This is a genomic window from Falsiroseomonas sp. RANM36 (genome assembly GCF_056682175.1).
In genome coordinates this window covers 479,235-506,074 of sequence record NZ_JBWXTD010000003.1, presented here as the reverse complement: position 1 = coordinate 506,074, position 26,840 = coordinate 479,235, and the positions used below count along the sequence as shown (strand labels likewise).

The 26,840-nt window shown below is 69.5% G+C and carries 21 protein-coding genes; 5 read left to right on the top strand and 16 right to left on the bottom strand.

Translation table 11 applies throughout. The features are described 5' to 3' along the window. From AC1MIR_RS07155 to AC1MIR_RS07125, 7 genes are all read right to left on the bottom strand, one after another. The coding region (locus tag AC1MIR_RS07155; protein WP_480027494.1) for a hypothetical protein at positions 1–433 on the bottom strand (433 nt) is incomplete at its 3' end. Positions 434–612: 179 nt separating this feature from the next. After that, complete coding sequence (locus tag AC1MIR_RS07150) at positions 613–1,956, bottom strand: sigma-54-dependent transcriptional regulator (protein WP_480027493.1); 1,344 nt, start codon at positions 1,954–1,956, stop codon at positions 613–615. Continuing rightward, positions 1,946–3,430, bottom strand: a complete 1,485-nt coding sequence (locus AC1MIR_RS07145; RefSeq protein ID WP_480027492.1) for a sensor histidine kinase — start codon at positions 3,428–3,430, stop codon at positions 1,946–1,948. The genes AC1MIR_RS07150 and AC1MIR_RS07145 overlap by 11 nt, the downstream gene beginning before the upstream one ends. Further along, a complete protein-coding gene (locus AC1MIR_RS07140) occupies positions 3,427–4,203 on the bottom strand; it encodes a substrate-binding domain-containing protein (protein ID WP_480027491.1) in 777 nt (258 codons plus the stop codon). The genes AC1MIR_RS07145 and AC1MIR_RS07140 overlap by 4 nt, the downstream gene beginning before the upstream one ends. Positions 4,204–4,585: 382 nt before the next feature. Beyond that, on the bottom strand, positions 4,586–5,287 hold the full coding sequence (locus AC1MIR_RS07135; protein WP_480027490.1) for a hypothetical protein: 702 nt from the start codon (positions 5,285–5,287) through the stop codon (positions 4,586–4,588). Next, positions 5,284–5,955, bottom strand: a complete 672-nt coding sequence (locus AC1MIR_RS07130; protein ID WP_480027489.1) for a hypothetical protein — start codon at positions 5,953–5,955, stop codon at positions 5,284–5,286. The genes AC1MIR_RS07135 and AC1MIR_RS07130 overlap by 4 nt, the downstream gene beginning before the upstream one ends. A gap of 280 nt (positions 5,956–6,235) precedes the next feature. Next, complete coding sequence (locus AC1MIR_RS07125; protein WP_480027488.1) at positions 6,236–6,892, bottom strand: LuxR C-terminal-related transcriptional regulator; 657 nt, start codon at positions 6,890–6,892, stop codon at positions 6,236–6,238. A gap of 1,252 nt (positions 6,893–8,144) precedes the next feature. Between AC1MIR_RS07125 and AC1MIR_RS07120 the strand changes: the two genes are divergently transcribed. Further along, a complete protein-coding gene (locus AC1MIR_RS07120; RefSeq protein WP_480027487.1) occupies positions 8,145–9,659 on the top strand; it encodes a right-handed parallel beta-helix repeat-containing protein in 1,515 nt (504 codons plus the stop codon). A 75-nt stretch (positions 9,660–9,734) separates the two neighbouring features. Here the strand turns inward: AC1MIR_RS07120 and AC1MIR_RS07115 are convergent, their stop codons facing one another. The 9 genes from AC1MIR_RS07115 to AC1MIR_RS07075 all read right to left on the bottom strand — a co-directional run bounded on the left by AC1MIR_RS07115 (position 9,735) and on the right by AC1MIR_RS07075 (position 20,701). Continuing rightward, positions 9,735–11,807: a Calx-beta domain-containing protein gene (locus tag AC1MIR_RS07115; RefSeq protein WP_480027486.1), complete on the bottom strand. Its 2,073-nt coding sequence runs from the start codon at positions 11,805–11,807 to the stop codon at positions 9,735–9,737. Between the two features lie 82 nt (positions 11,808–11,889). Further along, positions 11,890–13,419 carry a nucleoside/nucleotide kinase family protein gene (locus AC1MIR_RS07110; protein WP_480027485.1) on the bottom strand — a complete coding sequence of 510 codons (1,530 nt, stop codon included), beginning with the start codon at positions 13,417–13,419 and terminating at the stop codon, positions 11,890–11,892. Further along, entirely contained in the window at positions 13,406–14,797 is a 1,392-nt protein-coding gene (locus AC1MIR_RS07105; RefSeq protein WP_480027484.1) for a lipopolysaccharide biosynthesis protein, read from the bottom strand. The genes AC1MIR_RS07110 and AC1MIR_RS07105 overlap by 14 nt, the downstream gene beginning before the upstream one ends. After that, positions 14,794–15,609, bottom strand: a complete 816-nt coding sequence (locus AC1MIR_RS07100; protein WP_480027483.1) for a hypothetical protein — start codon at positions 15,607–15,609, stop codon at positions 14,794–14,796. Before AC1MIR_RS07100 ends, AC1MIR_RS07105 begins: the two co-directional genes overlap by 4 nt. Continuing rightward, the gene (locus AC1MIR_RS07095; protein WP_480027482.1) at positions 15,606–17,015 is read right to left on the bottom strand and encodes a polysaccharide biosynthesis/export family protein; all 1,410 of its coding nucleotides are present in this window, start codon (positions 17,013–17,015) and stop codon (positions 15,606–15,608) included. The genes AC1MIR_RS07100 and AC1MIR_RS07095 overlap by 4 nt, the downstream gene beginning before the upstream one ends. Further along, positions 17,005–18,057 (bottom strand): SDR family NAD(P)-dependent oxidoreductase, encoded by a 1,053-nt coding sequence (locus AC1MIR_RS07090; RefSeq protein WP_480027481.1) that lies wholly within the window; start codon positions 18,055–18,057, stop codon positions 17,005–17,007. The genes AC1MIR_RS07095 and AC1MIR_RS07090 overlap by 11 nt, the downstream gene beginning before the upstream one ends. Continuing rightward, the gene (locus tag AC1MIR_RS07085; RefSeq protein WP_480027480.1) at positions 18,050–18,799 is read right to left on the bottom strand and encodes a sugar transferase; all 750 of its coding nucleotides are present in this window, start codon (positions 18,797–18,799) and stop codon (positions 18,050–18,052) included. The genes AC1MIR_RS07090 and AC1MIR_RS07085 overlap by 8 nt, the downstream gene beginning before the upstream one ends. Further along, positions 18,796–19,923, bottom strand: coding sequence for a DegT/DnrJ/EryC1/StrS family aminotransferase (locus AC1MIR_RS07080; protein WP_480027479.1), 1,128 nt, complete (start codon positions 19,921–19,923; stop codon positions 18,796–18,798). The genes AC1MIR_RS07085 and AC1MIR_RS07080 overlap by 4 nt, the downstream gene beginning before the upstream one ends. Before the next feature lie 55 nt (positions 19,924–19,978). Continuing rightward, positions 19,979–20,701, bottom strand: a complete 723-nt coding sequence (locus AC1MIR_RS07075; protein WP_480027478.1) for a nucleotidyltransferase family protein — start codon at positions 20,699–20,701, stop codon at positions 19,979–19,981. A 32-nt stretch (positions 20,702–20,733) separates the two neighbouring features. Between AC1MIR_RS07075 and AC1MIR_RS07070 the strand changes: the two genes are divergently transcribed. The 4 genes from AC1MIR_RS07070 to AC1MIR_RS07055 all read left to right on the top strand — a co-directional run. Next, entirely contained in the window at positions 20,734–22,224 is a 1,491-nt protein-coding gene (locus tag AC1MIR_RS07070; protein WP_480027477.1) for an O-antigen ligase family protein, read from the top strand. Then, complete coding sequence (locus AC1MIR_RS07065; RefSeq protein WP_480028717.1) at positions 22,221–24,311, top strand: GumC family protein; 2,091 nt, start codon at positions 22,221–22,223, stop codon at positions 24,309–24,311. The genes AC1MIR_RS07070 and AC1MIR_RS07065 overlap by 4 nt, the downstream gene beginning before the upstream one ends. Positions 24,312–24,391: 80 nt before the next feature. Next, positions 24,392–25,276, top strand: a complete 885-nt coding sequence (locus AC1MIR_RS07060) for a hypothetical protein (RefSeq protein WP_480027476.1) — start codon at positions 24,392–24,394, stop codon at positions 25,274–25,276. A gap of 155 nt (positions 25,277–25,431) precedes the next feature. Continuing rightward, positions 25,432–26,840, top strand: a 1,409-nt coding sequence (locus AC1MIR_RS07055) for an MBL fold metallo-hydrolase (protein WP_480027475.1), incomplete at its 3' end; no start/stop codon positions are given.

Sequence of the window (26,840 nt, the reverse complement as noted above, 5' to 3'; positions counted from 1 at the left end):
CCATCATCCGCGCCGGATCCCCGACCGCCGGCGCGACCGCGCCCGGGTCGCCCGCCGCTGCGCCTACGGCTCCGCACCGGCCAACCCGGGCGCGTCCATGCACACCAAAAGGGGGTCCCTTTTGCACGCCGATCCGGGGTCCCGTTTGTGTGCCGATTAACAGCCCGGCGCCGCCCTCGACACGCGTGCCCAGCTTGACGATCACGCCAGGACTGTCGGCATCGGGATAGGCGACCTGGACCGGCTCGTTGACCTTGAGGTCGCGCAGGTTCGCGAGACGGGTCACCGGGTAGGTGACACGGGCGAGCGACGGTGCCGCCTCGGCCGGCACGCCAGTGACGCCGGTGACGGCCGCGGCGCCCGCCGCAGCGACCGCACCGCGCATCAAGAAGAAGCGGCGACCGCCGTCGGCCAGCCGATCACAGTGCGACATCTTGAACCCTCCCCGCCTGCTTCAGGCGCCGCTTCGCGTTGCGAAGCACGTGCCAGCCGCGGCCTGCGCGACCTGGCCGGGCGTTACGACGCCGATCGCCACGCAGCGCAACGCCTTGCGGGCGCGGACCGGCATTTGGCCGCCCCGCCCGAGTCCAGACATCCGGATTGGCTGCTCGTTTACGGTCCGGCCTTCTGGATCACCGACCGGCCGAGACCCAGTCGGCGGATCTTCTCGAACAGGGTGGACCGCCCGACGCCTAGCCGCTCCGCCGCCATTGCGACGTCTCCGTCGGTCGCTTCGAGCGCGGCCTGGATGGCTCGCCGCTCGGTAGCCGCGACGGCCTGCGCCAGCGTGGTCTGCACGGTGATGTCAGGCCGAGCGGCATGCTCGGGGAACACGTCGGCTGCCTCGATCCGCGGCCCATCGGCCAACGCCGCGGCGCGCTCCACCCGGTTGCGCAGCTCGCGCGCATTGCCCGGCCAGGGATGCGCGAGAAGAGCGGCCTCAGCCTCCTCCTCGAAGCCGCGCAGCGGTCGGCCGAAGCGCTCGGCGCAGTCTGCCAGGAAGCGGCGTGCCAGCGGCATGATGTCCTCGGGCCGCGCGCGCAGCGGGGGGATTTCCACCCGGATGACGTCCAGGCGATAGAGCAGATCCTCACGGAACCGCCGCTCTCGAACCAGCGTCACGAGGTCGGCATTGGTCGCGGCAATGATGCGCGCCGCGAAGGGGAGCGCCTCCTTCCCGCCGATGCGGGTGAACTCGCGCGCCTCCAGCAGCCGCAGCAGCTTCGGCTGCAGCGCCGTGGGAAGCTCGGCGATCTCGTCCAGCAGCAGCACCCCGGCGAGCGCGCGTTCCGCGTAACCCGCATGCCGCGCCTGGGCGCCGGTGAAGGCGCCGCGCTCGTGGCCAAAGATCTCGCTCTCCATCAGCTCGGCCGGGATGGCTGCGCAGTTCACGGCGATGAAGGGTCCACGCGCAGCCGGGGAGAGCGCATGCAGCAATCGCGCCGCGACCTCCTTGCCGACGCCGCTCTCGCCCAGCAGCAGCACGGAACTGTCCACCAGTGCGGCCCGCCGCAGCATCGCCTCCACACGACGCATCGCGGCCGAGCGCCCGAGGATCGCGTCCTCCGCCGCGGGAAGCCGGGGGGCAACCAGCCGTTCGATGCGCGCGATGAGGTCCCGCACATCAAAGGGCTTCGCCAGGAAATCGTCCGCGCCGGCACGTACCATCCGCACCGCCTGGTCGATCTCGCCGAAGGCGGTCATGAACAGCACGGGTAAGTCGCCGAGCCGGGCGCGCAGCCGCAGGAACAGTTCCTCGCCGGAGCCATCCGGCAGGCGGATGTCGCAGAGCAGCAGGTCGGTCGGTGAGGTGCGCCGAAGCAACGCCTCGCCTTCCGCCGCCGTGCGTGCCCAGGACACGGCATAGCCTTCGATGCCAAGGCGATGCGCGAGGGCAGCGCCAAGGGTCTGATCGTCCTCGATGAGGACTATGGCGCCGCGCGTCTCATGCAACATCGGCAAGCGCCTCCCCGGGACCGGCGACGCGGCCCGTTCCCGGAACATCGAGACGGATCCGGGTGCCTTTCGCGGCCGGGACCGCACTGATGCTTCCGCCAAGCTTGTGCGCCAGCCGGACCGCGATCCAAAGGCCAAGTCCTCCGCCTTCGGGAGGCGAGGCCTCCGGATCCGCCAGCAGCGCGAGGGCCGCCTCGGGCAGGCCTGAGCCTTCGTCGGACACGTCGATCACGACACCGTCATCCGGACCGGCAGCGGCCGCAACATGCACCGTGGCGCCGCGTGGCGACGCAGCGCAGGCGTTCAACAGGAGGTTCAGCACGATCTGCCGGGTTAGCGTCCTGTCGGCGGAACTCTCCGCGGGTAGGTTGTTCTCCCATCGCAGGCGCAGACCGCGACGCTCGACCTCGTGACGCACCAGGACGCGCAGATCGTCCAGATCCTCGCGGTGCAGCGGACCGTCTCCAGGTCTTCCCTTATAGGTCACGAGGCTGGCGCGAACGACGTTCCGGATGTCATCCAGGCCGCGTCGCAGGAACGCGACCGAGGCCTCTCGCACCCGCGGATCCTGGCCATGCGTCGCAAGCGTATCCACCGCAGTTAGCAATCCGCCGAGCGGGTTGTTGACCTCGTGCGCCATGCCGGAAGCCAGCTTGCCGAGCTGGGCGTAGCGTTCCTCCTCTGCAAGCCGCGCGGCCATTGCCTCGCGCTCCCCGATCGCCGCGGCAGTGCGGTTCCAGGCGCCGAACAGCGCGGCGAATTCGGGACCGGCCCGCGCGATCGCCGCCGGGGGAAGCGGCTGCACTCGGCCCGTCTCGCCACCCGCCGCGACCTGCGCGCGCAGGATCTCGAGCGGATGCAGCAGCCGGCGCACCAAGGCGAATCCCAATATCGCGAACAGTAGCGTCAGCGCGCCGTTCGCCAGCAGCAAGGTCCGGCGCACCGCGGCGCGCTCCGCGAGCAGCGGCGCGATGTCCACCTCGGCGACGATGCGGCCGAGCGCGATGCCACCCTCGGCAAGGTCACGACCGAGCGTTGCGCTTGCGGTGGCTTCGTCCATGACGGGCGCGCCGTTCGCCGCCGCCTCCGCGGAGCGGGCGGAGAGGCCCTCCGGCAGCGTGGTTCCGAGCGCGAAGCGCCGCGGCTCGGACGACGCCAGGATGCTGCCATCCGGCAGCACCAGCATGGCGACCCCCGGATGCAAGGCGGTATAGCGGCCTTGCGCACGGTCGAGGGCGTCGAACGTCTCCCACACGTCGCGGCGGATGGCGGCGGGCTGGAGCGCCGTGGCGAGACCATCCAGGTAGGCCGCGGACAGCTCGGCGAGATGCCGCTCCTGATCGCGAGAGAGGCGCTGCAGCACGCCCTGACTCAGCACGGCCGCGGCAGCGATCATGAGGAGGGCGACGAGCACGGGCACCCGAAGGGCGAGTGGCCAGCGGCCTGGTCGGAACAGAGACGCGTCGCGCTTCATGGCGGGCTCCCGCCGACCTCGGCGCTCATCCGAGCAATGCCGTCGAACCACGCGGGATCCCCCGGCACCCAGCCGTCAAGCTGCAGTGTCGCGAGAATCCGCCGGCCGGGCGGCGTGCTCGGCATGGCGTCCAGCGCGGCGGCAATCGCGCGCACCGCCGAATCCCCGCGCGCCGCGCTGAGGCAACAGACGGGTGGGAAGCCGTGCCATTCGGATCTATCCAGGATTCGGGTGGGGCGTGTGAGGTGCGGCTCGCGCTGTGCCATCACTTCCCAGACATAGCCGTCCACGCTGCCGGATTGCGCGAGCCCGGAGCCCACGGCGCGGATGACATTGCGGTGGCCATAGGCAAAGAAGCTGCGAGCGAAGAACGTCTCTGGCCGCGCGCCCTGTCGTGCCAGGAGCCAGCGCGTCACGAGGAAACCCGAATTGCTGTCCGGATCCGAGAACGCGTGGGTCATGCCACGAAGCTCGGACAGCGACGCCGCCGACGCACCGGCATCGGCAATCACGTAACTCTGGTAGAGGGGCCGCCCGTGGTGGAGCGGCACCGAAAGCAGCGCGAGGCGCCCGAGGTTCTGAACATAGGGATAACCGCAGATCCAGGCCGCATCGAGTTGGCCGGACAGCAGAAGCGTGGTGACCTCCCGATAGGTCCGGCGCTTGACCAGTTGAACCTGGGCCCCGGTCGCGGCGCTCAGGTACTCTTCCAAGTCGCGCAGCAATGCGAGGTCGGAATCAAGGAAAACGGGCGTAAGCCCGAAGCGGATCATCCGAGCATCGCCGCGCGCCCGCAGAGGCATGATCCCGGCAAGACTTGATGCCACCGCGAGCAGCCGTCGCCGGCCTGGCCATCGGTCCTGTTGCACCGCGCCTCCCCGGAAGCCGCACAAGAGCCCCTCGAGCGCCGAACCTTAGTGAGTGCCGACGGCCAAGGGAATCAAGACCCGGCAGCGGCGTACAGGGGTCAGGCCAGCGCCTGCGGGCAAAGTACCTCGGTTGGGAGGTTCGACAGCATCAGGGGCACGCAGCGAGCCGGGGACGGAGGGGCGGGCGGCCGTCGCCAGTGCCCGGAGAATTTCTATTCCCGGTTTCCACCGCCACGCCAGCGTGCCCGGCGCGCGGCGCCTTGGCCGCCTCGGCGCTTGCCGCCGGTCACGAGGGCCCGACCGACGGTGTCGCGGCGCTTCCGCTCTCGCGCATCCGGATCTCGAGCAGGCGGCGCAACTCGCTTTCCCGCAGGCGCAACACACGCGCCGTCTCGGCGGCCGACAGGCGCGTGCGGTTCTGCTCGAGGAAGGCGTGACCACGCGCCACCTCCTCGAGGTCGGGCGGCACATGCGCGAAGCGCGTCGCTCCCGTCTCGGCCGGCGCATCGCCCAGGCGTAGCAGCGCGGCCATGATCGCCTGGAAGTCGGGATCGCCCCGCTGCACGGCGAGCGTGAGCGCAGGCGCACGCCAGTTGCGGCGCGCGGCAAAGGCCATCGTCTCTCCCAGCGCGGCGACGGCGCGCGCACCATCGGCGTCCACCGGCCGCACACGCTCCGCCAGGGGGTCGAACTGGCTGCTGCGCTCGCGCGGCAACCCATCCTCGGCGACATAAGCCAGCATCGCGAGCCAGGCGCCAGCCGCCTCCTGAAGCGCGCGCACGGCGCCTGCCCGCCCGTCTTCCGTGACGGTGGCCGGCGGGGCCGGGACGGCAATCGGGACTCCCGGCGGCCGCTGGCTGGCAGGCGGCAGCACCGTCTCGCGGGCCTGCATCGACCAGTCGCGCACCGCCGAATAGTCGGGCGAGCAGCCGGCCATCAGGCCGATCGCCAGCGCGCAGGCGACGAGCTTCGGGCGCCGCGTCCTCACTCCGCCCTCGCCGGCCCGGGGGGGACGCCGGCGGCCGGCGAGGCGGCGGAGGCAACCGCCCGCAAGCGCCGCAACTCACTCGCTTCCGCGCGCAGCAAGCGGGAAGTGTCGCTCTGTGCCAGGATCGCCTCGCGCCGCTTCAGCAGCGCATGGCCCTCGGCGATGCGTGCGCCGAGGGCGCGCGACGCCGCATTCGCGCCGAGCGCCTCGGTCTGGCGGGCCAGCGCCGCCATCACCGCCTGGAAGCGCGCATCGCCGAAATCGACCGCATAGGCGAGCTGCGGAGCACCCCATCGCTGCGCGGCGACGTAGTCGATCGCATCGCCGAGGCTTTCGACCGCCGCGGCGCCTTCCGGGTCGAAGACGGCGACCCGCTCCGCCCTCGTGCGGAGCTCGGCGCCATCGGGAGGCGGCGGGACATCGTCTGCCATCGCGGCGAGCGCGGCGAGCCAGGCGGCGGCGGCTTCCTGCAGCACCAGCACGGCGTCCTGCCGGCTTCCGACGGGCCGCATCGCCGCGTCATGCGCCGGCATTGGCGCGGCGCGTGGCACGTCCGCCGGCAGCACCGCCTCGCGCGCCTGCTGCGACCAGTCGCGCAAGGCCGTGTAGTCCGAGGAGCACGCACCGAGAAATGCGGCGAGCAGCAGCGTTACCGCCAAGGTCCGCATGCGCACGAATGCTCCTCCTCCTCGCCGCCGCCGCACGGCCCGCGCCCGCCCGCGGCCGCGCATGCGGGCCGCCATGCGAACCGGCGGGCGACCGCTGAGGCGCCGCGCCGCACACGAGCATAGGGCGCGTTCCCTTGATGCGAGAAGTGGGTGCCTCGAATCGACATCGGCGGTTCGTCCCGCCGCGCCCGGCCTGGGCCGCAGCACACCAGCTCCGCGGCGCGGATGCCGGCATCGCCCGCCGCCGCGCAGCGTTCGCCCGGCCGATCAGATGCAGGCGCTACTGGGCCTGGAGGGGCGCGAAGCCATGCGAGCGCGCCCAGACCGCCGCTTCCGTGCGATTCCTGGCCTTCAGCTTGCGCAGTATGCCCTTCACATGGACCTTCACGGTCGACTCGCTGAGCCCCATGGTACGGGCGATGACCTTGTTCGAACTGCCGCCGCTCAGGGATCGCAGCACGTCCTGCTCCCGCGGGGAAAGATGCGGCAGATCGATCGGCGATGCGTGGCCGGGATTCGCGGCACTGACGGTCGCGACCTGCTGCGCGATGCCCGGCATGACACGCTCGCCAAGCAGGACGACCTCAAGCGCCTTGGGCAGCGCCTGCGCGTCGATCGTCCGCATGATGAAGCCATCGATGAGCTGCCAGGCCTGGAGCGTCTCATCCGCCGTGATGCTGTCGACGATGAGCACGAGTTTCGTGGCGGGCAGACGCTCGCGGATCCTCTGGATGTCGGCGAGGTGCAGCCCGACGTCACGGCCACAGCAAGAGGCAAGTATCAGGCCCGGCTCGGACTTGAGGTCATCTTCCGAAATGCTGTCGAGGCACTTGGCGCAGAACGCCAACGTGAAACCGGACTTCAGAATTATGGAGCGCAGCCCCTCGAGAAATACCGGCATACTCTCGACGACCGCAACCGAACCGAGCCCACTCATACCGCATTGGCTCCCGACCGGACGGTTCTAGGACGCTGATTTTCCACAAAAATCGATCACAGCGCCACTTTTCAGACAAATTATTATCAAAGACCTGACGCATGTTCGCAAGCGATCCTTCACGCGTCTCACTTCACAAAACTGACATTAACTTGGAATTTCTCAATAAACTAAAATCACAACCTGTGCGCACCAAATCGACACGGCTGACATCATGGGAAGCGGGAGAATTAGATCGCCCGCCTACTTGCTGCAGGTCGGGATGAACGCCATGAAGGACCCGCCATTGCGCCGCGGCCCAAGGACCATGGGCGGCGGCGGACCGGACGGGAGCGCACGCTTCTCCGCGAGGGCGCTGAGCCAGGCGCCCGCCGATCGGACCCTGGCCGGAATCGACGCTCCCGCGTGGACCGCGGAGAACTCCCCCGAGGGTTCGAGCACGGTCACGCGCAGCGGTCCGCCGGGCCTGACTGCGATGAGGTAGGTCTTCCGTTCCATCCGGTGACGACCTTTGAGCGCCCGATCGGGCGCCGACGGTGCTCTTTCGATGCGGCGCGTCGTGCGTCGCAGTCGGAGCGGGCGAACTCTGCGATGGTCACGTCGTGCTGACACGCTTGGCACGCCTTGTCGGGCATGGTTGCCCCGAATGCTTGCCAGACCGGTGCTGCTCGGCCGGCAGGCGGAAGGGATGATCGCTTGCAACACACAATCTGGCGACTGGAATAACGGCTTACTTCTTTGGCGCCTCGACCTGTCCACTTGCGCCCTGGCTGGCGGCCGGAGGGAGGGCGTTCACCCCCGCGCCCCCGCGGCGCGCATGACCGCCTCTCGACGGACCGCGAGTCGTCTACCACGGGTCGGCGTCGCGCCCTCGACGTGCCTGGCGAAGCAACCCGATCATTGCCGCGTATCCATCAACGGTTGCAGACGGCCTCCGCCGTTCCCGCGTCGGCATCCTGGTCGCCGGGAGCGTCCACACGCCGTTGGCGAGCTTGGTGTGCGCGCGACGTCCGTGCACGTTTGCTTTCTTCTGAATAACTTAGGCTGATCGGAGGCGGGCGTCGCGGCGCTCGATCGGGACTTGGGCGGGCTCCGGCGGGGGAAGAATCTGTCTCGGCCAGGCCGGTGTCGGTTCGTTCCAGCATGCACAACCTGAGACGGTATGTTACATACAATCCTCTATCGGCAATTGACACCTCACGGAAATGAGAGCGATAGGATCGCCCCGCGTGCATTCACCAGGGGGATCTGAATGACGACGATCACATTGAGCGGTGACTACGGTTACAAGCAGTATCGCATTTCCGGCCTCGACGCCGGCACGACGATCGACGCCAGCAAGGCGACGTGGATCAACGACAACGACCGCAGCGACGGATCCAGCAACCCTTATCCGTTCTCGATCTACAACGCGCCCGGCGTCATCCTCGATGGCGGCACAATCAGCGGCAACATCGACCTCGCCGGCGAGTGGCGCACCGTCTACGACTACGGCAACTCGGCCGCGATCCGCACCGAGGACACGCCGAACGTCGTCATCCGGGATTGGCGGATCACCGACACCTGGGACGCCGTGCGCGTTTCCTGGAACAGCCCGAACTTCCTGATCGAGGATGTCTGGGTCACCAATGCCCGCGACGACGCGGTGGAGAATGACCGCCTGCAGAGCGGCACGATCCGCGACTGCCTGTTCGACGGCGTGTTCGGTGGCATCAGCATCGATCCGTCGTCATCGAGCCCAGCCGACGGCCACAACAACACGGTCACGGTCGATGGCGTTCTGATGCGCATGAAGTCCTTCCTCTACGAAGGCAAGATGACGCATTCGTCGATGATCAAGACGGACTCCGCCACGAATGGCGAGCTCACGCCGAACCTGCGTTTCATCAACTGCGTCTTCGCCATCGAGGATGTCGCGCATCGCAGTTATCGCAGCATGTTCGACGCGTGGTCGAACACCATCGAGTCGCGCGGCAACGTCTTCCTGAACCTCTCGGACAAGCCCTTGCCGTCCGACTACCCGATGCCACCGGCGGGATGGACCATCCTGCAGGGCCAGGCGGCGCGGGACTATTGGGAGAGCGCGAAGGCCGACTGGATCAGGAACCACGCCGATGGCGGCACCGACGCGCCGCCGCCGCCACCCCCCGAGGAGCCGGTCCAGCCGCCTCCGCCGCCTCCGCCCGAGGAGCCAGTCCAGCCGCCTCCGCCGCCTCCGCCCGAAGAGCCGGTCCAGCCGCCTCCCCCGCCGCCTGAGGAGCCGGCCGAGCAGCCGACTTTCTCCGGCGGCTACTTCCGGGGATCGAGCGGCGACGACACCATCATCGGCAATTCCGCGGATAACAGGATCGAGGCGCGGAGCGGCGCCGACGTGATCAAGGGCGGGGCCGGCAACGACACCATCGACTCGGGCGATGGCGGCGACACGGTCTATGGCGGCACGGGGAACGACATGTTCGTCTTCGCGCGCGGCGGCGACATGGACGGGAACGGCAAGGTCGATCTCTACATGGACTTCGAGCATGGGGTGGACAAATTCAACCTCCGCGCCATCGACGCGAACACGGGGCTGACCGGCGACCAGGCCTTCACCTTCATCGGGGAAGCTGCCTTCAGCAGCAACACGCCTGGCCAGCTTCGGGCGTTCTATGACGCCGGGAAGGACGTGACCGTCGTGCAGCTCAGCAACGATTCCGACGCGGGCACGGAGTTCTTCTTCCACGTGGCCGGCCGGCACAGCTTCACGGCGGCCGACTTCATGCTCTGACGCCCGGCGCGGCCGTGCCGCCGCGCTCGCCCGCGGGAACGGGATGCTCCGTGCGGATGCCGCACGGAGCATCCGCTACGCGATCAGGAACTGACTGAACAGTTGGCCCGGGTCGATCTCGATGATCCGCCCGTCGATCTTGTGGCTGTCGCCGAAATCGGCGACGTAGATGTGCGTTGCTCCGCTGCCGTTGCTGGCTGGCGCAACCTCGATGTCCTTCACGCTGACGCGGATGGACCCGGAGAGCGCGTCGGTTTCCGTGTTCCGGTAGTCTCGCAGCACGGTCAGCGTGTCGATCGTGTTGCCGTCGCGGTCCACCAGCCAGATGTCCGACCCGAAGCCACCGCCGACGAGGAACAGGTCGCGCTTGGCGTCGTAGGCGAGCGCTTCCGGATCGATGATGCCGGGATCGGCGAAGGTGAAGGAATCGACCAGCGTCACGGTACGATTCGCATGGTCGACCTGCACCTCCTGCAGCGTTCGGGACAGGCCGTTGACGATGAAGAGATGTCCGGAAACCGGATCCACCGCAACATCCTCCGGATCGACTGCGCCGAGCGGCAGCGTGTCGAACGACCACAGCCGCTGCGCCGGATCGTCCAGGCTCACGACATCGATGGTGAAGGTGTCGTCGTCCGAGACATACATCACCCCGTGCACGGCATCGATCGCGAGGCCGGTCGGCTCGTTCGTGTAGTTCGGTGCATAGCTCGCGACAGGCGCGCCGCCAGCGAGGTCGAATGCGAAGATGCTGGTGCCGCTGAAGACCGGATCCTCGTCGATCTCCGCGTCGGAGAGCATCAGCTTGCCGCTGAGCGGGTTGTAGGCGAGGCCGGACGGGTCGGGGATGCCGTACTGCCAGACGTCGTGGATCGCGACGACGCTGGGCCCCGGATCGGTGATGGTCGCGACGGCGACTGACGTTCCGAGAGCGAGCGCATCGCCGCTGCCGGCGATCACGGCGGAGTCGATCTGGAGCGAGAATCTCTCGTTGCCCTCGGGCAGCCCGTCCTCGATCAGTTGGACGGCGACATAGGCGGTCGTCTGGCCCGCCGCGATATGCAGCTGGACGGAGGTCAGCGCGACGAAGTCGCTGCCGGCGCGGGCTGTGCCGTCCACCGTGCTCACGGAGATGATGGCGTCCGCGAACCATGGCTGGGACAGCGTGATGGTGAAGAACACCTGCTCCGCGTCTTCCGCCTGCGGCGCCGACGAGGTCACCGCCACGGAAGCGGCCGGCGGATCGGCGAAGATCCGGAACTGGCCGGCCGAGATCGTCGCGCCCGACTGGAAGGTTGCAAGCGTGGTGGCCGCCTGGCCGCCGGCCCCGTCGGCATCCCATTGCAGGCTCGGCTTCGACCCCGAACTGAACACGAACTGCCCGTGGCCGACCGCCGTTGCCGCCGAACCGGCGACGAAATAAGCCGGATCGAGCTGGCCGCCGATGAGCCCGGCGCCCTCGCTCAGCCCGAAGATGCTGGCATAGATGCCGATCCGGTCCGCCGACTCGAAGTCGTAGATCACGTCCGGCGTGCCCTGGCCGAGGCTCAGGACGAAGGTGTCGGCTCCTGCGCCACCATAGAGGTAATCGCGGTCCGCGCCGCCGATGAGGACGTCGTTGCCGTCGAAGCCATAGAGGGTGTCGATGCCGTCGCCACCGGAGATGACGTTGTCGCCGCTGTTGCCCTTGATCAGGTTCGAGAGCGTATTGCCGGCGCCGTCGATGTTCGCGCTGCCCAGCAGTTCCAGTCGCTCCACGAAGGCGCCGAGGACGTAGCTGACGGAACTCAGGACGGTGTCCACGCCGCCGCTGTCGAAGCCAGGGCTCAGCTCCTCGCTCACCACGTCGCCGACATTGTCCACCACGAACGCGTCGTTGCCGGAGCCGCCGTACATGGTGTCGGCGCCTTCGCCGCCGTCCAGGCGGTCGTTGCCCGCACCGCCGTCCAACAGGTCCGCGCCAGCGCGGCCGTATAGTCGGTCCTTGCCGCCGAAGCCGGAAATCTGATCCGGCCCGCCGGTGCCGAGGAGGTCCTCGTCTCCGTTGGTGCCGTCTATGATGGTGCGAATCTTGCGCATGATCGGCTCACCGCTTGCTGGGCAGTCGAACCGCCGCGCCGCGCGCGTCGTCCCGACCACCGATTGCATCAGACAGAAGTCGGTCCACCCAAAGCTAGTCGTGGCGAAGGGCTAGTCCTTAATTGCCTTGCCGTTTGCAACGAGGTCTGCGTCACAGACGTGACCAGACCTGGCTTGCCGCCAGTCGCAGGGAGTCCTGCAGCGGCCTGTCGGTTCGCAGCATGACGACGGGGCTGTCCGGAAACTCGGCCTGTGTTTCCAGGCGCCAGCGGCGCATGACAGCGGCAGCGTCCGGGCCTTCCGGCTTCGCACGCTCCGCGTCGCGCCGGATCGCCATCTCCATCGGCGCTTCAAGCCGCAGCACCAGGCTCGGCCTCGGCAGCGACGCGTGCAGCCGGCGCTCCTGCCGCATCAGCCACCGCTTCAGGGGGGAACGGCACGCCTCGATGCTCGCCTGGTCGAAGCAGCTGCTGTCGATGGCCCCTTCGGTGTGCGACGGGTAGCGATCGCTCACCACGATCGCGCCGGACGCCGCGGCCCGCATGCTGCGATGCAGGAGCGCGGCGCGGTCATGCGCCAGCAGCGCCATGCGGAGCACGTAGATCAGCGAGAAGCTGCGATCGCGTCGCTTCTCCTCGCTGTCGTAGGCGCTCGGCCGGTCATTGGGGAACAGCCGGCGCGCCAGCGGCAGCAGGATGCGCGGGAGGAACGACAGCAGCGTGGGCGGCGGCTTTCCGGCATGGATGCGCCGCACGTCGAGGTGGGTGCCCAGCCGCGTCGCCAGGCCGTCGCCGAGCGTGGACTTCCCGGTTGCCTTCGGACCCACCAGCGCGACGATCGCGCCGCCGGTCTCCAGCACCATGTCCCGCCGCCCGGTGACCCGTCGCCAGGCCAGGGTCGCAACACGCTGCAGCCGCGAGCGCAAGGCGGCCAGGGCGCTCAGCCTGCGCAGATGGCGCAGCCGCCAGGCGACGCGCAGACCGAGGAGCACGCGGCGGCCGAGCGCGCGCTCCGTTCCGATCGCGTCGAGCAGTTCCGCGAAGATCTCGCGGCCGCCGAGAGGCACCAGTGTCGCGAACAGATCCGCGGCACGCGCCTCATCGGCCCGGCGGCGGAGCCAGCCGAGCTCCTCCACGGTGGCCCGATAGTCGCGGTTGGCCATCGCCAGCTCGACCGGCCCCACATGCTTCAGCGCCACCCTCAGGACGAAGACCGCAAGCTCCGCCTCCGGCACCGGGACCGGCCATCCCCGCAGCAGCCGGCAATCGGCGAGCAGCAGAACCTCCACCGGCAGTCGCCAGCCCTTCACCAGGCTGTCTCCGCCAACGATCTGGACATAGCCGTGCAGATGCACGAGCCGCCCCGCGGCCTCGTCCAGCGCCAGGGCGTGGAACACGCCGGGATGCCCGAGGCCGGCGCGCGACGTCGTGCGCTTGAAGCCTGCCTCGGCCATCGCCGACAGGAACAGCCCCGCATCCTCGCGGTGCACCAGCAGGTCGATGTCCTCCTGCCCCGCAAGCGCGCGGGACAGCCGCATGTTGCTCTTCCAGTGGCAGTAGCGCGCGCCGAGGCGATCGAGCGCGGCACGCAAGTCCTGCAGCGGCCGGGGCATCGGCGGGTCGGTTGCCGGACCGGTCCGGTCGTGGCTCTCCGCCTGCGACAGCGGGCTATGCATGTTCATGGCTGCCTCCGCCGGCGCGACGCAATGCGAGAAGCCCGGGGCGAAGGCCAAGCCGGTGCCAGATCATCGCAAGCATGAAGACGTTCCAGCCGATCAGGCTGGCGGCCGAGGCCAGCGCGGCGCCGAGCAGTCCCATCGGCCCGACGAGCAGCGCGGCAAGCGCCAGGTTGGCGGCCACGGCAACCGCAAGGCTGTAGCCCGCCATGCGCTCATGCCCGGTCATCGTCAGCAGATGCTGCTGCGGCCCGCAGGCGGCGGCCAGGACCTGGGCGAGCACGAGCACCACGGTGGCCGTCGCGCCAGCCCGGAAGTCCGGCCCGAAGAGTGCCAGCAGCGGCTGCGCCCCCAGCACCAGGGGCAGCGCCACCACCACCGTCGCGACAAGCGAAAGCTGCGCAGCGCGCGCGGACAGCGCCTGCAGGCGCGCATGCTCGCCGCGGGCATGCAGGTCGGACACGGTGGGCGCGAAGGCAGCGGCGATCGCCATGCGCGGCAGCGCCGCCAGGAGCGAGAGGCTGTACGCCACCGCGAAGACGCCGGCCTCGTGGACGGCGCCGGCGGATCCGAGCACCAGGGTCCCCGCCCGGCTCATCAGCACATCGCCGAGCATCAGCACCGTCAGCGGCAGGGTCGGCCGCAGCCACTCGCCGAAGGACGATGCGACCGGCGCGGCCAGGAGTTCGGGCGGGCGCTTGCGCCGCAGCATCCACTGGCTCGCGGCGAGGGCGCACAGCCCACCCGCGAGCAGCGCCACGGCGGCCGCAGGCGCGCTCGGTGCCAGCGGCCCCCAGAGCACCAGCAGGCACAGCGCGAGCACGGCGACACCGTCGCGCAGGATGCGTTCGGGAATGAGCGCAGAGACCACGCCGCCCCAGGCCCGCACGCTTGCCGCCGTCACGAGTTGGAGCGCGATGAGCGGTATCACCCACAGGCCGATCAGGAAGGCGCGCGCCTGCTCCGACCGGCTGCCCAGCAGCAGCAGCACGACCACCACGCCGGCTGCCGCCGCGATGCAGCCCGCCGCGACGGCCGTCAGGCTCGCGAAGCGCCCGGCGCCGCGCGCCTTGGACCAGTCGCCGACCGCGCGATAGGCCGGCAGCAGGCGCAGCAGCGACACGCGGAAGCCCAGCGTCGCGACATGCGCGAGCAGCGTCGTCCAGGCCAGCAGGTAGGCATAGACGCCGAAGCTCGTCGTGCCGATGAGGCGCGCCGTTGCGACCTGCGCGAGGTAGCTGAGACCCGCACCGGCCACGAGCACGGCGAAGGAGCCGCCGCTGGCGGTGACGAGCCCGGATGCGCCGAGACCGAAGGGGCGCCCCGCCATCCTGCTCCGCAGGAAGCCGGGCATCGCCAGGCCGACCGCCACCTTGCCGCTCACGCGGCCTTCTCCTGCGCCAGGTCGGCCACCGCCTTGGCGACGAGCTCCAGCCCGCCCCCCTCGCCATGCGGTGCGGAACCGCGGACCTCGAGCACGGCACGCCCGCGCGCGCGCAGCATCCGGCACACCACCTCCGCCAGGCGGGCCTGATCCATCAAGGTGGCGATGTCCGGCTCGAACAGCCGCTCGAGACGCGACTGGCCCGCCAGCCGCCGCCCGAGCCGCTCGGCCACCACGGCGCCCGGTGTCTGCACCCACACGACGAGGTCCGCCGGCGGCAGCAGGTCGATCGCGCGCGCAAGCGCCGGCGCCGGGTCGGGCGTGCGCGCAAGCCCGCGACGCGCCGCCAGGGAGCAGAGCGCGGAGAGGTATCCCTGGTCCAGGATCAGGGCGCTGCCCGGCGGGCGCGGCGCCGAGCACGCGCGGTGGAGCCGCGCGAGATATCGTCGATGCCGCAACCGGGAGATCTGCCCCCGAGCAGGAAAGAGCGCCAGAAGCCTCGCGCCCGGCGGATCCTCCGCGCCGAGTTCCGCGACAGCGCCGAACAGCTTTGCCGCGCGACTGAGCGGTGCAAGCATCGTGTGTCGCGCGTTGCGCTCTGCCGGCCGCGCGCTTGAGACGAATTCGCTGCAGCGGCCGGCCGACAGAAGGCTGCGGTGCAGTGCGGCGGCGAAGGTCGTCTTGCCGGCGCCCGCCGGGCCGAACACCTCGACGATGAGCGCCCGCGACGCGGCCAGAGCCTGACGTCGCCCGGGAGCCAGCGCGCGGGCGCTGTGGCCTTCGGCGCGCGGCATCGCCAGCACAGGGATCATGGCGAACCACCGACCCCGGCAGCCCGCCGCGGGCGATCCGCTTCCGACAGGACCGGCGCCGAGGTCCGGCCCGGCACCACACGCGCCGCGCGCGTCGTGTCCACGCGGCCCTTCTCCGGCAGCAGATCGGCTCCCCGCCGGATCTCCACCACGTCGCCCGGCTGCAACGGGGTCTGCATCGTCGCAAGCAGCGTGACGGGGCCATCCTCGCCGGCGCGCACCAGCAGGATGGTCGGCTCGCCCTCGTCGCTTGTCGGCACCGGCAGCCCGGCGACCTGCAGTTGATCGGCGATGCTGGCCAGGCGCGCACGCGCGGTGGCCAGTTGCGGCAAGGTCTCCTGCAGCTCAGCCAGCAGGCGCACCCGCAGCCGGTCGTCGGCACGGTCGAGGTCGCGCTGCAATTCGCTGCGCTGGCGGCGGACGGATCCGAGCTGGGCGGCCGTCTGCAAGGCCCGCGTGGACGAGAAGAGAAGCACGCGCCGGGCGTCGATGACGCGGGACTGCGTGGCCATGCCGCGGGCGCGGAGGTCCATCGTCCGCTCCAGTTCCTCGGTGTCGGCGTCCACCCCGGCCTCTTCCTTGGCCTGCTGTTCGGCCAGGGCGGCGATCTGCGCATCCGCCTGCACGATGGCGTTGGCCAGATACGCCTTCTCGCGCGCATGGTCGGTCGCGCGCGTGACCCGGAACTCGGCCTCGTTTCGGAGCAATGCCTCGACGGTGCGGTCCGGCATCGGGGCGGGCGGCAGCGCGGAGGCGTCGAAGGTGCCATCCTCGCCGAGCTCGGCGCGCAACCTCGCCAGCCGCGCCTGCTGGTTCGCCAGCGCGATCCACGCCATGGCGTATTCGCCGTTCAAGCGTGCCGATTGGTCCGTCTGCAACGCCTCGGGGCGACCGAAGCCGCCGGCACTCGCCACCAGATGGCGCACCGTCATGCCCGGCCGAAAGGGATGCTCGCCGCCGCGCGCGACGCCACCGCTGATCGATACCGGCCGATACTCGATGACGGCGACCGAGATCTGGTCGCGCTCCACGAAGCGCAGCACTTCGCGGCCGTCCGGCATGTAGCTGCGCACGGGCCTGCTGGCCAGCGCGGCCTGGATGCGCGCCTCGACCTCGGCCAGCGTCGCGCCGGCGGCGGCCACGCGCCCCGCCAGGGGAACCGGCAGGCTGCCATCGAGCTGGACGGCCACGCGCCGCTGCATGTCCGGCGGCCCGGCCACCGCGATCTCCAGCACATCGCCGGCCTGCAGGCGATAGTCCGCGCCGACCGCAGGGGCCGCGACGGTGGAGAGCAGGAGCGCCAGGCACACGCCGAGCCTGGCGCGCGATCCGCCTTGGCCAATCCGCCGCCGGTCCGCCACGGCCGCCGCGATCTCCGCCGCGCGGCGCGCCAGGTCAGGTGACATAATGCCGCTCCCGCCGCACGCGCCCGCCGTCGAGGCGCGCCTGCCACCACGCGGCGGTGCGGGTCAGCCCTTCGCGCAGGCCGATTTCCGGGCGCCAGCCCGTTGCCGCCGCGAAGCGCCCGGCATCGGCCAGGAGATGCCGCACCTCGGAGAGCGCCGGCCGCATCCTCTCGGACTCCGCCTCGATCGGCTTGGTGCAGGACGTGATGTCGAGGACCAGCGACGCGAGCTCGCCGATCGTCACCGCCGCGCCACTGCCGGCATTGTAGGGCGTGCCGAACTCAACCCGCTGCCCGGTGCCGATGGCCAGGAAGGCCTCGACCGTGTCCGCGACGAAGGTGAAGTCGCGCACGGTCGAGAGATCGCCGACGCGGATCACCTCGACGCCCGGGTCGATGGCCTGCCGCAGCAGGCTCGCCACCACCGCGCGCTCGCTCTGCCGCGGCCCGAAGGTGTTGAAGGGCCGCAGCAGGACGACCGGCAGCCCGAAGGAGCGCGCATAGGCCTCCGCCATCATGTCGGCACCGATCTTGGATGCCGAATAGGGCGACTGCCCCTGCAGCGGATGGCTCTCGCTGATCGGTGAGACGAGGGCTGTGCCGTACACCTCGCTGGTCGAGGTGACGACAACGCGCATGACGTCCTGGCAGCGCGCCGCTTCGAGGATGTTCAGCGTGCCCAGGACGTTCGTCTCCACGTAGGAACCCGCCGCCGCGTAGGAGTACGGTATCGAGATGAGCGCCGCGAGATGGAACACGACATCCTGTCGTGCGGCGAGGCTGCGCATCAGCGCGGGATCGCGCACATCGCCCCGAACGGCGCGCACGCTTTCGCGGACCGCGGCCGGCAGGTCGTCCAGCCAGCCATGCGAATCGAAGGAATTGTAGAGCGTGAGCGCGGTGACATTCGCACCGCGGAGCACGAGCCGTTCGGCCAGATGCGAGCCGATGAAGCCGTCCGCGCCGGTCACCAGCACGTTCAGACCATCATAGGCAGCCGCGCCCTGTCTGACGATGTCGGCCATCTCGATGTCCTCAGCCATGTCCAGGGAAGCCCGAAGCGGTCCTCGTTCCGCCCATCGCCTGCGCATGACGATGGGTGGAGACGGGCTCCGCGACGAGCGGCATACGGATGAGCAGGCGCCTGTCGATGCCGCTGTCGATGCCTGCCACCGCAAGCACGCCGCGCAACACCCAGACGCAGTCGGAGATCAGCGTGCGCTGCGGATAGTAGGAGAGATCGAGCTGCGCCTTGGTGGGGAACAGCAGCTGGCGGTAGACGTGGGTCGGCTCCGTGCCAGGCGTGTAGAAGGCGCTCTCGTTGCGGAACGCCACCTGGCTCGGACCGAAGATGCCCGGGCGGTAGGCCAGCACGGCCAGCGCCTCGCCCTGGAAGCAGTCCGCGAAGGCCAGGCTTTCGGGCCGCGGCCCGACGACGGCCATGTCGCCCTTGAGGATGTTGTAGAGCTGCGGCAACTCATCGAGCTTGCTCGCCTCGAGGAACCGGCCGACCCGCGACAGACGCTCATCGCCACGCAGCGTCAGGGGGCGGCCGGAATCGCCGATGCCGTTGCGGAACTTTCGGAACTTGATCAGGCGGAATTCCCGCCCGCCCTGCCCGAGCCGCGTCTGGAGATAGAACACGGGCCGCCCGCTCTCGATCAGGATCGCGACGACGATGAGCAGGATGAGCGGAGCCGCGAGAACCAGGCCGATGCTGGAGACCGCGATGTCCATGGCGCGGCTGGCCGCGGTGACGTGCCCGGGTGCGGGGCGGTGGATCATGCCTGTCCTCCTTCCCTCCTGATGGCGTGGGCGAGCATCTCGACCACCATCGAAACGTCCGAAAGCTCCATGCCCGGATGCAGCGGCAGCGTCATCTCGCGCTCGCTGAACTCCTCGGTCACCGGCAACCGCTGATCCGGGAAGCGATCCCGATAGAAGGAGAGCTGGTGCACGGGCGGGTAATGCATCGTCGTCTGCACGCCCGCGTCGCGCAGCGAAGCGGCAACCGCCGCGCGGGAGACGCCTTTCGGCAGGAGCACCGGCATGATATGATGCGCGGATGTGCCGTGATCGGAGAACGGCGCCAGCGTGTTCGGCGCGTGGCGCGCCAGCTCCGCAGCGTAGCCGTCCCGCAACGCGCGGCGCTTCAGGTTCCATGCGTCGAGCTGCTGCAGCTGAACCAGCCCGATCGCCGCCCGCAGCTCGTCCATGCGATAGTTGAAGCCGAGCATCGTGACGTCGTAGTCGGCCGAGCGCGCGGACAGACGCTCGAAGGTGCCGCTCGTCATCCCGTGGCCGCGCAGGCGGCGCACGCGCTCCAGCACTTCCGGCGACCGCGCCATGACCATCCCGCCTTCGGCGGTCGTCATGTTCTTGTTGCCGTAGAAGCTGAAGGCCGCCGCTTCGCCATAGGTGCCGACCCCGTCGATCCCGATGACATGGGCGGCATCCTCGACCAGGCGGAGGTCATGGCGGATGGCGAAGTCGCGCCAAGCCGCCCGCTCGGCGAGTTGGCCCGCGAAATGGACGAGCACGACCGCCCGCGTCCGCGGCGTCACCTTCGCCTCGGCATCCGCCAGGGAGAGCAGCGGTCGGTCGAGCGCCTCGATGTCCACGAACACCGGCGTCGCGCCGACATAGAGCACGCTGTTCACGGTCGCGACGAAGGTCAGCGAAGGAACCAGGACCTCGTCGCCCGGACCGATGTCGAGCGCCGCGAGGATGAGATGCAGCGCCGCCGTGCAGGAGCCGACGGCCACCGCATCCGTCGCGCCGTGCCGCGCGGCGAAGGCCTCCTCGAAGGCACGCACACGCGCGCCCATGGTGATCCATCCGCTGTCGATGGTCTCGCACAGGGCGCGCTTCTCCGCCTCGCCGAGTTCCGGCTTTGCCACGAGCAACACTGCCCCAACCCTCCTGCTTGAGTGCACGCCGCCGCCCGGCGGCCGGTTCCGACCTTCAGGCGATCGCCGCGACTTCCTCGAAGGCGGGCGGTTGCTCGTCCCAGGCGAGCCCCTGCGCAGTCTGGAAATCCTCGAGGCGGCCGATGTCGAGCCACAGCCCGTCGTGCAGGAAGGTGCCGGCCGGCACGCCCTCCGCCAGCATGCAGAGAATGAGGTCGTCGAAACCGAAGGGAACCCCGGTCGGGATGCTGGAGAGTACCTCCGGCTCCATGCAGTAGACGCCCATGCTGACCAGGTTCGACAGCACCGGCTTCTCCTTGAAGGAGACGATTCGGCCGTTCGCCTGCTCGATGACGCCGAATTCCGTCTTGGTGCGGCGGAGCGAGGTCGCGACGGTGACGATGTTGCCGTGGCGGCGATGGCACTCGGCGAAGCTCGCGATGCTGAGATCGGTCAGCACATCACCGTTGATGACGAGGAAGGTCTCGTCCAGCTCCTCCCGCAACAGGGAGAGCGGGCCGATGGTGCCCAGCGGCTCCCTCTCTTCGGTATAGCGGATGCGCAGGTTGAACTGCTCGCCGCCGTTGCAGAAGCTCTTGATGAGATGGCCCAGATAGCCGGTGGTGATGTAGACATCGCGGATGTTGTTGCGACGGAGCCAATGCAGAAGGAGCTCGAGCACTGGTTTCGCGGCGACAGGCATGAGTGGCTTGGGGAGCACCATCGTGTACGGCCGCAGACGCGTTCCCTTGCCGCCGCATTGAATGACCGCCTTCATGTTCTTCTTCTCCGCATCGGGCCTGATCGTTCTTGCCCGCGCATCCTGGGCGTTTCGATCTTCGCGCGCCGGCTTGGCAAGGGGAAAGCACCAAGAGTGAGAGCGCCGCGGCAAAAGCGGTCGAGCCGGCATCGTCGCGGCATGCCCCGAAAGGAGTAGTCCGCCCTTCATCCTTCGGAGCCGAGGAGAGCGATTTACGCAGACGCGCCCGCGGTGCGACCCTGGATGCATCCGGTCGCGTTCCGGACCGGTACGGAGAAAAGTGCTTGCCCCGCGACATCCTCCTTGCGCTCGGATTGGCGCTCACCCCGGCGACGCAGCTCCGCACTGGCGGGCTGCCGCTCGGCGCTGGCGAGCTGCTGCTGGTCGTGTGGCTGCTCTTCGCCCTCGTGGCGCAGCTCTGCGGCGGAACGGCGACGCTCGGTCGCGCCTTCCGGATCCTGCTCCTGTTCTGGGCAACATTGTGGTTCGCGCTGTCGGTCGGTCTCGTCTGCGGCTTCGCGCTCGACCTGTTCCAGGACATGCCGGCGATGCTGCACGACGTGTTCGCGTATCTGCTGATGATGTCGCTGGGCCTGATGATCGCGCTGGAGTTCGGTGACGGCGCCCGGTCGCGCCGGATCTTTGCGCTCTTCACCGGCTTCGGCGCTGCGTTGCTTCTGCTGCAACTCGCGGAGGGGCAAGGTCTTCGCCTGGTTGCCGGCGGCGACAGCTGGTACTATGACCGCTTCCAAGGCTGGTCGGAGAACCCCAACCAGATCGGCTTCTACAGCGCCGTTCTCGCCTTCTCCGCATTGCATCTGATGCAGGCCGCCCGATCCAACCTCGGCAGGCTGGGCGCGTTGCTATGCGGCGGCGTGGCGATCGTCGGCGGCGTGCTCAGCCGAAGCGATTCCTTCATGGTCGCGCTGCTGATCGGATCCGCCGCCTGGGTGGTGGTCACCGCGCGCGCCTGGTTCCGGACCCTGAACTCCGGTGTCATGCTCCGCGGCGCGGCGGTCATCTTCGCGCTGCTCGCCGTGCCGCTCGCCGCAGCCTCCTTCGCGCCCTTCGGCGCCGCGGCGCTCGAGCGCATCGAACAGAGGACGGAAGACGTCTACGCCGACAACGACCAGGGCGAGACGCGGCTGGAGCTGTGGGTCGAGGCCATGCAGCGCGGCGTCCACTCCGCCTTCCTGGGCTTCGGCCCGGGCCCGCAGCTCACCAGCAAGGCCTACAAGCGGCCGCCGCCCTCGAAGTTCGAGGCGCACAACACCTTCCTCGACCTGTTCACGCAGGGGGGCCTGCTGGCCGTCGGAGCCTTCGTCAGCCTTTGCGCGGCAGCGCTGCTGACGGCGTGGCGAGGGCAGCGTGCCGGCCTGGTGGCGCTGCTCTGCGCGCTCGCGTCGTTCAGCATGTTCCACCTGCTTCTGCGACAGCCGATCTTCTGGTTCGTGATCGTGCTGTGCCTGCTCGCGGCGACAGGGCCTGCCGCGGCGCAAGCGCGCGCCTCCGGCCGCGGCCGCATCGGAGCGATGCCATGAGCGACGCCTTCGGCACCTCGTTTCACATCGGCCAGCTCGTCCGCATCCTGCGGCGCCGATGGCGGGTGGTTGCGGCCTGCGCGCTTCTCGCGGGCACGGCGGCCCTGGCGATCGGCGTGCTGCTGCCGCCGCGCTACACCGCCAAGGCGCAGATCGTGCTGGAGCCGCCGCCAGGCGACCGCGCCGTGCGGCTCGACGACATGACGGTGCAGACCTGGGCCGAGCTCATGTCGACCACGGAGCATCTCCGGCGGCTGCAGGAGAGCCTGGAACGCGATCCGCCCGAAATCGCTTCCGTCGAATACGAGCGTCCGGTCCTCACGATGTTTGCGGAGAGCGTCATGTCTGCCATCGCGCGCCTGCGCGACACGACGCCCGAGGACGCGCCTGCCGGGGCCGCCACGCCGGCCGCGGACGACCTGCCCAGTCCGCGCGAACTGGACCGACGGCTCAAGGCCTTCAAGGAACGGCAGTCGCGCATCCTGGCGGTTACCTTCACCTGGACCGATCCCGCGATGGCCGCCGCCATCGCGAACCGCAGCGCGACGCTGTTCCTCGAGGACCAGCTGCGCCAGCAGGAAGAGGAGAGGCAGCAGACGCTGCAGGCGCTGCAGCGCCGCAGCGCCCAGGCGCGCGAGGACATCAGCCGCGCCGCGCTCGCGCTGTCCGACTACCGCGTGAACCATGGCACCGCCAATCCCGATCGCGACGACCAGATCGACGCGCAGATCGCTGAGATCGCGAGGCAGCTGGTGATCGCGACGGCCGACCTCGCTTCCGCCCGGCAGACCGACCCGCAGGGCGGCGCGGCGGCCATGCCCGCGCCCAGGCCGGCAGGTGTCTCGGCCGACACGGTGGCGCGCGCCGCACTCCGATCCGATGTCGGCACGCCGGTCGCAACCGCGGATTCGGCGGTGCTCGAGGCACGCATCCACTACCTTTCCACCCGCCTCGCCGCGTTGCAGGAGGCGAGCGCGGCGGCCCGTACAGAGGAGGCGCGGCTTCGTGATCTGCGCCTTGAGGCCAGCGCCGCGAACAGCGCCTATGAGGCGGTTCTCGCGCAGCAGCTGTCGCTCAGTGCGAGCCCTGTCCGGCCGCAGGCGAGCATGGTCTCCGTCGCGGTGCCGCCGCTCCAGCCCAGTTCGCCGGACCCGGTCTTCTTCGTCGCCCCGGCCCTCGTGGCCGGCAGCATCGGCGGCGGCTTGCTGGCCGTGCTGCTGCAGCGGCTGGACCGGCGCGCACGCACCGAACGGCAGGTTGAAGCGACGCTCGGCGTTCCCTGCATCAGCGTCGTGCCGAAGGCGAGCGGCATGGCAACGCTTCTGCCGGTCCGCGCCCTGCTGCGGAAGCCGTTCGCCCCGTACACCAAGGCGATACGCGCAACGGCCATGGCGCGGCTCGGCCTGCCCGGCGAGCAGACGCCGGGAAAGGTGATCCTGTTCACCTCCAGCGAGAGGGCAGAGGGCAAGACGGCCCTGGCGGTGAGCTTCGCCGCCTACGCCGCGCTCCTGCGGCGCCGGGTGCTGATCGTGGATCTCGACCTGACCTCTCCCAGCCTCGCCGCGCTGCTCGGCGCACCGTCGGGACCGGACGCGCTCGACGTTCTGCGCGGCGTCTCCCTGTCGGACGCGGTGCGCAGCGACGACACCTTCGGCTTCGACTACCTGCCGCTCGCCTCGGACAAGATCAACCCGCTGCTTCTCATGGCGAGCGAGCGGATGCGCGCGCTGCTCGACGAGGCACGCCGCCGCTACGATTGCATCGTGCTCGACGGCGCGGCACTGCTCGGGAATCCGGAGGTCCGGGTGCTCGTGGCACTTGCCGACCATGTGATCCTCACGCTGAAGTGGGGCTCGACGCGCCTCGATACGGCCCGCGTCGCGATGGAGGATCTCGTCCGCGCGCGGCCTGGAGAGGCGACGCAGGCAGCGGTCAGCGCGGTGCTGACCCAGGTGGAACCGCGCCTCTATCCCATGCATGCCACATGGCCGGAGGAGGATCGACCCGCGCATCGCCTGCCACCGGGCGGCGACCAGGCCGCGCAGGGATGGCAGGCCGCCGCCTGGCAGCCCGGGAGAGCGCCATGACATGGCAGGCATTCATGCTGCGGCGGCGTCCGCGGCCTGCATCCGCATTCCGCGACGCATCGCGCCGCGCGGCGCTCGCCATGCTCGGCCTTGGGGTGCTGGCGCTGGCCGCCCCGGCACGGGCAGAGCCGCAGCGCGCTTCGCCGCGGCACTATGCCGTGAACCTCGACGGCGATTACCGCGGCGCGGCGGCAGTCGGCTTCAACCTGGCGGATGTCAGCTCGGTCTCCACGCTGAACCGCCTGCCGGACGGGATGCGCGGCGTCCTGTGGCTGCGCAGCGGCTACAACGGTCGTCGCAACGGCTGCGGCTGGCGCATGGATGACGAGGCGCTGCGCAGGATCGTCGCCTCGGTCCGGCTGCACCCGCGCTTCAGCGGCATCTACTTCATCGCGGACGAGCCGCATCCGTCCATCTGCCCGGATGCGCCGGCGCGGATCGCGGAGCGAAGCGCGCTCATCCGCCGCTTGGATCCGAATGCGAGGACCTTCATCGTCGTGCTGAACTCCTCGCGATATCCGGGCGAGGCGGCGATGCTGCGCGACACGGCCGACTACATCGGGATCAATCCCTATCCCTGCAACCAGAAGAATGTCGGCCGCGGCTGCGACCTGCGCGCGATGCGGGCGCGCATCGAGGACGCACTCGCCGCAGGCATTGCGCCGGAGCGGATCGTGCCGGTGTTCCAGGCCTTCGGCCAGACCTGCACCACCGCGGAGCGGACCTATCACCGGCTGCCGACGCCGGAGGAGGCGCGCAGCATGTTCGCCGTTTGGGACGAGCTGGTGCCGCCGGATCGGCGGCCCTTCGACATGACATACAGCTGGGGTCCGCAGGATCGGCATGCCTGCCCGACCCTGGCGATGGCCGATGGTCGTGACCACCCGGACCTGATCAGCGTCTTCTCCGCCTATTTCGCGCAGCACCGCGATGCGCCGAGGCGGCTACCCATAACGGGCAGATAGACGATGGCTCGCGTGCCGCATCACTCTACCCGGCACGGCGATCCGACGTGGACGCTGCGCCTGGGCATGGCGGTCGCCCCAAGGCGGCCTCCGCGGGTGCGGCGCAACGAGGATGAACGTATCGGCCGCGCAGCGTGGCGGGGAGGAAGAGGGCCATGAAGTTCCGCGTACTGGGCCATGCCTGCCTCGAGGTGAGCACGCCGCACTGCCGCCTGCTTTGCGACCCCTGGCTCGTCGGGTCCGCCTATTGGCGGTCCTGGTGGAATTATCCGCCGGTGCCGGACGGTCTGCTCGACGGCCTTGCACCCGACTTCATCTACCTGACGCATCTGCACTGGGATCACTTCCACGGCCCGACGCTCCGGCGGCTCGGGCTGGACCGTCACATCCTCATCCCGCGGACGCCGGACCGCCGCATCTACAACGACCTGCAGGAAATGGGCTGCACCCATGTCACGGAACTCGTCCATGGCGAGCCCTTCGAGCTGGAGGATGGCTTCCGGGTGACCAGCTACCAGTTCGGCCATTTTCCGGACTCGGTCCTGATGATCGAGGCGGGCGGCAGGACGATCATGAATGCGAACGACTGCAAGATCATGGGGCTTCCGCTGCGCCAGATCCTGCAGAACCACCCTAAGATCGACTTTCTCCTGCGCAGCCACAGCTCCGCCAATGCGAGGCTCTGCTTCGAGATCATGGACCGCGGCGGCCAGCACATCGACGACCAGGGCAAGTACAGCGCGGAGTTCGCCGAGTTCGCCCGCGCCGTGAATGCGACCTACGCCATCCCCTTCGCCAGCAACAACTGCTACCTTCATCCGGAGACGGAGCAGTTCAATCGCTACCTGAATCTCGGAATCAACGTGAAGCGCCACTTCGAGGAGAACCGCATCACGAAGCCGGAATGCGTCGTCTGCGCGCCGGGCGATGGGTGGGACGAGGAAGGCGGCTTCACGCTGACCGACAAGGACTGGTACACGGACCTCGAAGGCCACCTGGCCCGATACCGCGAGGCCAAGGCGCCGACCCTCGAGCGGACCGAGGATCTGGAATCCCACGTCGTGCTGAAGGAACGCACCGTGGCGCGCTATGCGGAAGGCCTGTTCGCGGGGACGCCCTATCCGATCCGCAGGATGTTCCGCGGCAAGCCGATCACCCTGGTGGCGCACAGCAAGGCCGGCGACACGGCCTATGAGCTGGACCTGCACGCGCGGACCTGTCGGAAGCTGGAAACCTGGAGCGACGAGACCAATCCCATCCAGATCCACGCCCAGGCGCGCATCTTCCTGATGTGCATCAAGCAGGTGAACTGGAACAGCCTCGGCATCTCCAAGCGCGTGCGCTTTCGCGTCCGGCATGACGACCGGAAGTTCGTGACCTACTTCCTGGAGCTCAACGACCTCTTCGACTGCGAGGTGCTGCCGCTGTCCAAGAGCCTGAACGCGCGCTTCATCCTGACCTGGCTGCGCCGCTGGCGCGAGCTGCTGCTCTACGGCCACATCGCGACGGACCTCGTCAGGGGGCGCGGCTTCGCCTACCGGAACTACCTGCCGGCCTTCGGCCG

Coding starts and splice junctions, on each gene's coding strand:
- AC1MIR_RS07150 (WP_480027493.1), bottom strand. CDS start 1,956: ATGTTGCATGAGACGCGCGGCGCCATAGTCCTCATCGAGGACGATCAG.
- AC1MIR_RS07065 (WP_480028717.1), top strand. CDS start 22,221: ATGAGCGACGCCTTCGGCACCTCGTTTCACATCGGCCAGCTCGTCCGC.
- AC1MIR_RS07075 (WP_480027478.1), bottom strand. CDS start 20,701: ATGAAGGCGGTCATTCAATGCGGCGGCAAGGGAACGCGTCTGCGGCCG.
- AC1MIR_RS07100 (WP_480027483.1), bottom strand. CDS start 15,609: ATGATCCCTGTGCTGGCGATGCCGCGCGCCGAAGGCCACAGCGCCCGC.
- AC1MIR_RS07115 (WP_480027486.1), bottom strand. CDS start 11,807: ATGCAATCGGTGGTCGGGACGACGCGCGCGGCGCGGCGGTTCGACTGC.
- AC1MIR_RS07130 (WP_480027489.1), bottom strand. CDS start 5,955: ATGCGGACCTTGGCGGTAACGCTGCTGCTCGCCGCATTTCTCGGTGCG.
- AC1MIR_RS07090 (WP_480027481.1), bottom strand. CDS start 18,057: ATGGCTGAGGACATCGAGATGGCCGACATCGTCAGACAGGGCGCGGCT.
- AC1MIR_RS07140 (WP_480027491.1), bottom strand. CDS start 4,203: ATGATCCGCTTCGGGCTTACGCCCGTTTTCCTTGATTCCGACCTCGCA.
- AC1MIR_RS07145 (WP_480027492.1), bottom strand. CDS start 3,430: ATGAAGCGCGACGCGTCTCTGTTCCGACCAGGCCGCTGGCCACTCGCC.
- AC1MIR_RS07095 (WP_480027482.1), bottom strand. CDS start 17,015: ATGTCACCTGACCTGGCGCGCCGCGCGGCGGAGATCGCGGCGGCCGTG.
- AC1MIR_RS07125 (WP_480027488.1), bottom strand. CDS start 6,892: ATGAGTGGGCTCGGTTCGGTTGCGGTCGTCGAGAGTATGCCGGTATTT.
- AC1MIR_RS07085 (WP_480027480.1), bottom strand. CDS start 18,799: ATGATCCACCGCCCCGCACCCGGGCACGTCACCGCGGCCAGCCGCGCC.
- AC1MIR_RS07060 (WP_480027476.1), top strand. CDS start 24,392: ATGCTCGGCCTTGGGGTGCTGGCGCTGGCCGCCCCGGCACGGGCAGAG.
- AC1MIR_RS07120 (WP_480027487.1), top strand. CDS start 8,145: ATGACGACGATCACATTGAGCGGTGACTACGGTTACAAGCAGTATCGC.
- AC1MIR_RS07110 (WP_480027485.1), bottom strand. CDS start 13,419: ATGAACATGCATAGCCCGCTGTCGCAGGCGGAGAGCCACGACCGGACC.